Annotated in this window: 5 protein-coding genes; 3 read left to right on the top strand and 2 right to left on the bottom strand. The window is 71.0% G+C overall.

Going from position 1 to position 8,150, the window contains the following annotated elements:
- On the bottom strand, positions 1-2,265 hold a 2,265-nt coding region (locus AOJ26_RS27420), incomplete at its 3' end, for a hypothetical protein (protein ID WP_159044404.1).
- 182 nt (positions 2,266-2,447) lie between these two features.
- On the opposite strand from AOJ26_RS27420, the gene AOJ26_RS27415 reads away from it, so the two are divergent.
- From AOJ26_RS27415 to AOJ26_RS27405, 3 genes are read left to right on the top strand one after another with little or no spacing between them, the layout of a single operon-like run.
- Complete coding sequence (locus AOJ26_RS27415) at positions 2,448-3,377, top strand: hypothetical protein (protein WP_053851035.1); 930 nt, start codon at positions 2,448-2,450, stop codon at positions 3,375-3,377.
- Positions 3,378-3,425: 48 nt separating this feature from the next.
- Positions 3,426-3,734 carry a hypothetical protein gene (locus AOJ26_RS27410; RefSeq protein ID WP_053851034.1) on the top strand — a complete coding sequence of 103 codons (309 nt, stop codon included), beginning with the start codon at positions 3,426-3,428 and terminating at the stop codon, positions 3,732-3,734.
- A 30-nt stretch (positions 3,735-3,764) separates the two neighbouring features.
- Positions 3,765-4,094 (top strand): hypothetical protein, encoded by a 330-nt coding sequence (locus AOJ26_RS27405; protein WP_053851033.1) that lies wholly within the window; start codon positions 3,765-3,767, stop codon positions 4,092-4,094.
- Between the two features lie 65 nt (positions 4,095-4,159).
- On the opposite strand, the gene AOJ26_RS27400 is transcribed toward AOJ26_RS27405, so the two are convergent.
- A partial coding sequence (locus tag AOJ26_RS27400) for an FtsK/SpoIIIE domain-containing protein (protein ID WP_053851032.1) occupies positions 4,160-8,150 on the bottom strand: 3,991 nt, incomplete at its 5' end.

Below are 8,150 nucleotides of genomic sequence, written 5' to 3'. Positions count from 1 at the left end.
GCCGAGGGCGGGGACGTCCACGTGGGCGAGGTTCACGGCGGGGGTGTCGGCGATGGCCGACGGTACGTCGACGTGCGCGGCGGTCGCCCCGGAGGGTACGTCGGCGTGGGTGAGGTGCAGGTCGGCGCCGTTCGCCCCGCCCGTCCCCACCGAAGGCACCTCCACCCGGCCGACGTTGACGTCAGCACCGCTCACCCCGCGCACGTCGACCGACGGCACGTCGGCCCGGGCGATGTTCACGGACGGCAGGTCCACACGCCCGGTGTGCACCGACGGTGTGTCGAAGCGCGACAGGTTCACCGACGGCAGGTCCAGCCGCCCCGCCGACGGCATGTCGACGCGGGCGATCGTGCCCGCCGCCGGGATGTCGGTGATCCGCGCGTCCACGCTCGGCATGTCGACGTGCACGGCATGGGAGCCGGACGACACCGAGCCCAGGCTCGGCACGTTCACCTGCCCGACGGACGGGACGTCGACCTGTCCGGTCGCCGGGAGGTTGATGTGCCCCACCGTCGGTGTCGACACCGACGGCAGGCCGTCGAGGTGGCCGACGCCCACCGAGGGCGGGGAGATTCGCGCGCCGCCGGCTCCGACGGAACCCAGGCTCGGCACGTTGACCGGTCCGCCGTCCAGCGCCCCGGCACCCGTGCTGATCGACGGCACGTGGATACCGCCCGTCCCCGGCACGGTCACCGAGGACACCGGGCCCAGCGTCGGCAGGTCGATCCGGCCGACGCTGCCGAACCCGCCCGTCGAGGGGATGTCGACGAAGCGGGCGTCGATGCCGGGCACCGAGACGGTGAGCTTGCCGCCGAGGCCGTTGAAGCCGCTGAGGTTGATCGTGCCGATCGAGCCGGACAGCGAGGTCGGCGACATGTTCCCGAGGCCCGAGGCCATGCCGCCGCTCGTGACGTTCGGCGTGAACTGCCCGGTGCTGATGCTGGGCAGGGAGCCGAGGCCCGCGCCGGGCCGCAGCACGTCGAGGCCGGCCGCGACGCCGCCGCTGATCTTGCTCGTCGCGCCGAGGAACTGCCCGCCGGCGAAGGCACCGTAGCGGTACAGGCCGAAGACGCCGCGGTCGATGACGCCGATCTTCAGCGCGAAGCCCAGGCCGTGCCCCAGCTCGTCCGCGGCCACGGGCAGGAAGAACCGCAGCCCGTTCAGGCCACGTACGCCGTTGATCATGGTGGAACCGAGTGAACTGCCAAGGCCCCGGATGCCGTTGAGACCGCCGATCACGGATCGCAGACCGAAGAACGTCTTCGCGCCCGTCAGGTTGATCACGGTCAGCTCGGCGGAGGCGGGGATGACGCCGAAACCCCTGCCGAAGGAACCTCCGGTCATCGTGAAGCCCTTGATGCCCGGCATGAACGCCAGGTTCGGGACGTGCAGTCCGCCGATTCCCTTCAACCCGTTGTTCAGCCACACGTGGGTGGCCCGGAAGGCGTCGTCGACGCCGAGGCCGAGACGGCCGAAGAGACCGAGCGCGTTGGGGCCGCCGAGGAAGAGGTTCTTGCCCCCTGCCCAGGCGTCGATCCCGGCACCCTTCAGGCCCTTCCAGACGTTGGCGAGGTTGATGCCCTTGGTGGTGGGCGCGATGATCCCGATGATCGACAGCACCAGGTCGGTGATGCTCGCCTTGCCCTGCGAGAAGTCCACCGCGGTCTTGATCAGCAGAGCCACGTTGAGCGCGATGGTGAACAGGGCGAGCGGACCGCCGACGATCATCGCCGGGATGACGAGGATCAGCGCCAGCCAGCCCAGCGCCTTCCAGATCTCCTCGCACTCGTCGATGGGCGAGGCGATGCTGTCCGCCGCGTCGCGGATCGTCGACGCGGCCGTGCTCGCCGCGTCCTGAAGCGTGTCCCTGGCGTCCTCGGCGGTGGACCTGTGGGTCTCGCGGCCCGCCTCGTCGTCCTCCGCGAGTGCGGCCGCCGCCTCCAACGTGGCGTCCGCACGACGCTGTTGCTCACGCATCACACCGGCGTAGGTGCGCAGCGCGGTCTGCACGTCCACGTGTGCCTGCCGGAAGGTGGACACGTAGTTCCGCAGATCGCCGTCGATCACCTCGCGCAGCGCGTCGGCCGTCTTGCCGACGAAGGCCCCGTCGGTGGTGTCGAGGATGTCGTTCAGGCCCGAGTCGATGGTGTCCGCCAGCTCGACCAGGTCGTCCTGGGAGGTGATCAGCGCGTCGATCCGGTCCGCGTCGCCCGGTGTCGGGTCGCTGTCCAGGCCGAGCGCGCTCCAGTCGGCGGGACGGGCCATCGGTTCACACGCTCCTTCGGTCGGGGACCTGTCGCACCGTCCACGCTTCGGGGCTGTCAAAAGGTTCAACCGACGCGTCAGGATTTCCGGTTGAGGAAGTTGAACCTTTCGGGGCTGCCGGTGCGTGGAGGGACCAGAAGGGATCCCGGGGCCGCCCGGGACAGGACCGAGCGGGAGGCGCGGTGCCCGACTTCTCCATCGACTACGGCGCCCTGCACAACGTGCAGGCACAGATGCGCGACCTCGCGGACGCCGCCGACTCCGGTGGCGCGACCGGAGTGTTCAAGGAGGTCGGCGAGGCCACCAGCTCCGAGCGCAAGGCACTGTTCGGCTCCTCCGACCTCTCGTACGCCTTCAACCTCTTCTACACACGGTCCAGTTCACGCACGCAACAGGCAAAGGACGGGCTCACCGAACTCGCCGACACCTTCAGCGGGGTCTCGGACGCCTTCTTCAACGCCGACGCCCAGCTCTCCTCCGCCGCCGGACTGATGAGCGGCAGCATCGGCCTGGACGAGTGGAAGAACGACAAGGAGGCCTACGACACCTGGCAGAACGACAAGGACGCCTGGGACGCCTATCTCCAGGACATCGGCGCCTCCGACTACTTCGCCGAACACCCGGACGCGGACATCGGCACGGTCTGCAACGCCGACGACGCCCCAGGCTGGTGCGAGACGTGGATCAACGACGACGACGCGCCCACCGATCCCGGCGATCCCCCGGACAAGCCCGCCGACAACCCGCCGACCTCGTACACCTACGAGGACGAACAGGGCAAGGTCGACGTCACAGTCGAGCTGGACGACGACTACAACGTGATGAAGGAGACGTCCACCATCACCACCCCGGACGGCCAGTCCTACACCTCCGTCACCACCTACGACTCCGCGCCGCAGGTCATCGAGCCGCCGAACGGCGACTCCTTCGACGTGCGCGACTACACGATGGAGACCACGTACGCGGACGGTTCGAAGACCACCACGCAGGTCGTGATCGACGAGGACGGCTCCGGGACCATGACCACCACCGACGCCGACGGCAACACGACCGTCTCCACACGCCCCGGCCCGTACGACGACTGGTCCGAACCCGAGGAGGACGAGGAGTAGTCCCCGGCCGGGCCGGCCCGCAGGACCCATGAGAAAGGTCAGTCACGCATGGCAGCCAACATCTCCCTGTCGTACTCCGAGATCGAACGCGTCTCCAACCTCCTCGACACGAGCGTCGAGGAGACCCTGGTCCCGCGCATGGACGAGGCCAAGACGGAGGTCGACACGCTTCTGGACAACGCCCTGGTCCTCACCAAGGCCAGTCCGGCGCTGCAGGCGCAGTACGAGAAGTTCACCCAGTCCCTGAAGGACGCCACCGACAGCATCAAGGGCTTCGCGGAGCAGTTCCGCCAGATCATGCAGTCCGTCCAGGACATGGACCAGGACATCGCCGACAAGGTCAACAGCAACGGCTGAGCAGCACCCGGGCAGCAGGAGGCACACAGCATGGCAGCAACCCTGAGCGGCAACCAGGACGTCGTCTTCGACTACGACGAGATCGCCCGGACCGCGACGAACATGGGCACCAAACTCACCGACATCAGCACGGAGTTGACCAACCTGGAGACCACGGTCAGCAACCTCCTCCAGGACGGCCTGGTCTTCGAGAAGGCGAGCCCGGCGCTCCAGTCGGCGTACGAGAACTTCAGCAAGCAGATGCACGAGTCCGCAGCCAACATCAAGGCGTATGCGGACAGTTTCAACGACATCGCCGAGGCGATCGCGGAGTCGGACCAGACGATCGCGAACGATGTCACGGCGGCGCAGGAGGGCTAGACCGGGCCGTCCTACGGCGAGGAGGGGTGACGCGGTCTCGCGTCACCCCTCTTTCCGGTGTCCGGCTATCCTCCCAGGACCGTCAGCGGCACCTGGACCATGATGGGCGTACCCGACTCGCTCGCCGTCCAGCCACGGCCCGCGGGGAGCGGGGTGCGGACCTGTTCCGTCGCGATGCGGACGCCGATGAGATCGCCCTCGGCGATGCTCTTGGGGCCCAGGAGGATGCCGCGACGGGAGCGGCGGGCCATGCCGACCCAGCCAAGGGAGCTCATCGACTCGGGCAGCCCGGCCAGCAGCAGGCCCTGGCGGCGGTCGCGTCCGGCGGCGGCGACCTGGCGCAGGACCTTGTCGGCCTTGCAGCTCAGGAGCAGGTCGGCGTCGTCCACGACGACCACGGTCGGCTTGCCCGCTACCGCGTCGAGGGCCTCGGTGACGGCCTCCGCTGAGGGGTCGGGGTCCGTGAGGACCTGCGCGAGGTCGTGCGCGGCGAGCTGGCGGAGCTGGGACTCGCGGGGTGTGATCACGACCAGCGAGGTGCCGCCGAGGAGCAGGGAGACGCACATGGAGGCGAGCGTCGTACTGCGCCCGGTGCGCGGCGGGCCCGCGACCATGAACGAGCCGCCGCCGGCCGCGAAGTCGTAGCCGAGGGGCGCCCCGGTGTCGCCGCCGACGCCGAGGAGGGCGTACAGCGGGCGCCGGTCCGCCTCGGGGACCTGGTCGACGGCCTCCTGGAAGCCGATCAGCGCGGGTAGTTCCGCGATGCCGAACGGCCGCCGGACCCCGGGGACCGCCGCGTCCCGTGCGGTCGTACGGCGTCCGATCTCGCGCAGCGCGTCGCCCTGGTCGGCGCCGTCCTCGGCCGGGAGGAGCGCGATCTGGGCCTCGATGCCGCTGGGGGCGAGCCAGCCGCGGCCCGCGGGGATGTGCTTGGGCACCTTGTGACGGCTCATGCCGGCGAGGTTGTAGTCACTGGGGTCGGCCTGCCGCAGCAGCAGCCGCTGGTCGTTGTGGGCGGCGAGCCGGCCGCCCAGCAGCAGGCGTTCGGAGGTGGCGATGACGTGGACGCCGGCGGCCGCGCCCTCCCGGAGCAGACGGACGACCTCGGTGTAGACGCGTCCGCCGTCGTAGTCGTCGAGCAGTGCGCTGAGCGCGTCCCAGCCGTCGATGAGCAGCAGTATCCGGGCGGGGCGGCGGTCCTTGGAGAGCTTGGTGCGCAGTTCGTCGAGCCCGGCGCAGTCGTGCTGCGAGAGCAAGCGCTGACGTACCGTCAACTCACCGCTCAAGCGGGAGATGAGCCGCTCCAGCCGCTCGGTGTCGTGGCGGGGGACGACAGCCCCGCAGTGCGGCAGGGATTCCAGGGGGCCGAGCCCGCCGCCGGCCGCGTCGATGCCGTAGATGTGCAGGTCGGAGCTGGGGATCGCGAGGGCGGCGGCGCCCGCGACGGTGCGCAGGACCTGGGTGCGGCCGGTGCGCGGTGAGCCGATGACGTAGAGGTGGCCGAAGGTGGCGAAGTCGATGGTGCCGAGCCGCTGTTCCTGGAGCTGCGGGATGTCGAGCAGGGCGTACGGGACGAGCGGGAGCGCGCCGGGCGGGGTCTTCGGGACCGGCGGCAGCTCCCCCACGCCGACGCTGTCGGCCATCGCGGGCAGCCAGGGGCTGGGCTGCGGCTGGTAGTCGTCGAGCAGCTCGGCGGCCCGGCCGATGGCGTCGACCAGGGCCCGCAGATCGGTGAGGGGCTCCTCCCCCGGGACCACCGCCGTGGCGGCCTCGTCCTCCTCGTGGGCACTGACGTCGGCGGGGCGGCCGAGCCGGGCCCAGGTCAGCTCGACACCGCGCACCGGCCGGGCGGACGCGCCCCGTTCGGCGGAGCCCGGGCCACCGCGTTCCGCTCCGGCCCAGGCGCTCTGGAAGGGCGTGGGCGCCCCGGAACCGCGCCGGATCAGGGCCCGTCCCGGGTTGGCGGGCGAGATGCTGACGGCGTCAGGTGCGTTGATGATGTCCTGGCTCTCGGCGCGGTCCGTGACGCGCAGTGCGATCCGCAGGTTGGTGTTGGCGCGGATCTCGTTGCTGACCGAGCCGCCGGGCCGCTGGGTGGCCAGGATGAGATGCAGACCGAGCGAGCGCCCGCGCTGGGCGAGGCTGATCAACCCTGGTACGAACTCGGGGAGTTCGCGCACGAGGGTGGCGAACTCGTCGATGACGAGCAACAGGCGTGGCAAGGGCGGCAGTTGTGGGTCGCGGGCCCGCTTCGCCCGGTACTCGGGATGATCCTTGGCCTCGACCTCGGCCAGCACTCTTTCGCGGCGGCGCAGTTCCGCGTCGAGGGAGGCCAGGGCGCGCTCGACGAGATGGCCGTCGAGGTCGGTGATCATACCGAGGGTGTGCGGGAGTTCGGCGCACTCGCGGAAGGCGCTGCCGCCCTTGTAGTCGACCAGGACGAAGGTCAGTTCGTCGGGCCGGTTGGCCGCGGCCAGCGAGGCGATCATGGTTTGCAGCAGCTCGGACTTGCCGGACCCGGTGGTTCCGCCGATGAGGCCGTGCGGCCCGTCCCGCACCAGGTCGAGGCGGAGTGTCCCCTCGTAACCGGTGCCGAGCACGAACGCCGTGGATGCCGGCCGGCGGGCCCACTGCGCGGCCAGCGCGGCGGGGTCGGGCGGCTCCTGGCCGAGCAGTGGCAGCAGCCGTACCTCGGTGGGCAGCCCGGACTCGCTGTCGACGGTCACATCGCGTATCGGGGCCAGTGCCCGGGCGACCTCCTCGCACCAGTCGGCGTCCACCAGGTCGGCCCGGATGCCCTCGACGGCGGGGGCACCCGAGGTGCGTACGGTGAGCCGGTTGCCCTCGGCCGTGACGACGGCGGTGCACTCCTCGGGCAGCAGCCGCTCGCGTTCGTCCACGCACAGGCTGAAGATGCGCACCCGCGGCCCCTGGGTGAGGAGTTGGATGACGCCTGGAACGTCCCTGAGGCGCCTGGCGCCGTCGACGACGACCAGGACGTCGGGCTCGCTGAGCAGCGTGTGGCCGAGGGCGGAGGAGGCCTGGGCGCCGGCGCGGGCCTGGATGTCGGCGACGAGTTCGTTGACGCGGTGGGCGATGGACTCGGGGTCGTTGCCGAGCGCGATGACGCTCCCGGGGCGGCCGGGCCTGAGGTGCGGCAGCCAGCGCACCCAGCCCCACGCGTCCGCGTGTTCGTCGCCGGTCAGCACGACGATCCTCAGGTCCCGCGGACTGTGCAGCACGGCCGCCTGGGCGACGGCCCAGCAGGCCACCGTGCGCGGGGTGTCGCCGGGCCCGGCGAGACCGACGACGCCGAGGTCGGCGAGTTCGACGCCGAACGGCGCGTCGGCCAGGCGCCAGTGGACATGGCGGTGGTTGGACTCGCGGGCCTGGTCGTCGATGCGCTTGAGGGATGGGCGGGTGACCGTGCCGAGCCGCAGGGTGAGGTGGTCGGGGTCACGGCGGCGGCGCTGCCAGAGCAGGCTGCCGGGGCCGGTGGCGGTGAGCAGCACGGTGGCCGGGTCGGGGAAGGTCGCGTTGCGCAGGTCGCGTTCCTCGACGGTGGCGTCCCGCATCTCCAGCTCCAGGGCGGCCCGGCGCAGCCGGTACAGCCGGAGCGCCTCCTCCTGTGCCTTGCGGCCCGAGCGGCGGCCCATGATCCAGTTGCTGACCGCCATCATCGGTGTGAAGAAGATGAAGACGACGAAGTAGAAGGTGCGGAACAGGCTCATCATGACCAGGCCCATGACCAGCGGGGCCATCATCATCATGAACGGGAAGGGCCTGCCGCGGCGTTCACCGGGCGGGCCCTGCATCCGGATCGACTCGGTGTCGAGGTGCGGGGCGATGCGCGGGGGCCGGTTGTACTCGATGCCGAGTCCGTCGGCCGAGGGGTTGACGGCGGCGTCCGGTTCGAAGGGCGCGACGCGGCGCAGCAGATGGTCACCGAGGGCGAGGTCGGCGTAGGCGGGCCAGGGTTCGAAGCCGTCGTCCGGGGGCGGCAGTTGCCCGGCCGGGGGCGGCACGGGCTCCGCGGGCAGGCCGTCGGGGCCGGGC

It is taken from the genome of Streptomyces sp. NRRL B-24085 (assembly GCF_001282115.1).
In the GTDB taxonomy this organism is placed as follows: domain Bacteria; phylum Actinomycetota; class Actinomycetes; order Streptomycetales; family Streptomycetaceae; genus Streptomyces.
The sequence above is the reverse complement of the archived record's forward strand: the minus strand, read 5'-3'. Positions and strand labels throughout refer to the sequence as shown.